This window comes from Mesorhizobium carmichaelinearum, assembly GCF_900199455.1.
GTDB classification, from domain to species: Bacteria; Pseudomonadota; Alphaproteobacteria; order Rhizobiales; family Rhizobiaceae; genus Mesorhizobium; species Mesorhizobium carmichaelinearum.
In genome coordinates, this window is record NZ_FZQR01000144.1 from 1 (window position 1) to 645 (window position 645).

Sequence of the window (645 nt, forward strand, 5' to 3'; positions counted from 1 at the left end):
CCCAATATGTTGAAAATGTACACGAATTTGATGTGTACGTCCCGTATGCAAATGAACTTTGCATAAACTGTATTTATCATTCTGATTTATTACTTCATAAGATGTTTTAGCGTATTTACCATCCGAGGCAACTTCTCTAGTTATAATACTATCCTTTGACCGTCTAATATTAGCTTCAATAATACCAGATGTATGGGTTTTACCATATACAAGGCAAGTATATATTTTTTTCAAGTTTACTTTAGAAAATAAATGATGGATATGTCCATATTTAGCGAATATCACAATACCAGTTGTATTACGATCTAGACGCGTAACAATATGTGGGTTAATATTTTCACCATGTTCCTGACAATGATATAGTACTTGTTCGATTAAACTTTCATGAGGATGTTCTCTCGAAGGCGTACAATTTTGATTGTTTGGTTTAGTAACTATGATGATAAAAGCATCTTCATACAATACTTCTAGCTTACGAGCATAAGGTATTACATTAACACTCGGTATTTCTCGTGGTAAATGAATTTCTAAAATATCAATCGGCATTCATTGCTTACGCACTCTGACTGGTTCATCATTAACAATTAAAGCGCCATTATTTATCATGGCGCTCACCGTCTTCTTAGCAAAAGCATGCCGTGCGAA

At 33.8% G+C, this 645-nt stretch carries 1 protein-coding gene; it reads right to left on the reverse strand.

Annotated features, from left to right (window positions below):
• Nucleotides 1-546: RluA family pseudouridine synthase (locus tag CKW40_RS46230; RefSeq protein ID WP_198421201.1), on the reverse strand; the 546-nt coding region annotated here is incomplete at its 3' end.
• Nucleotides 547-645 lie beyond the last annotated feature (99 nt).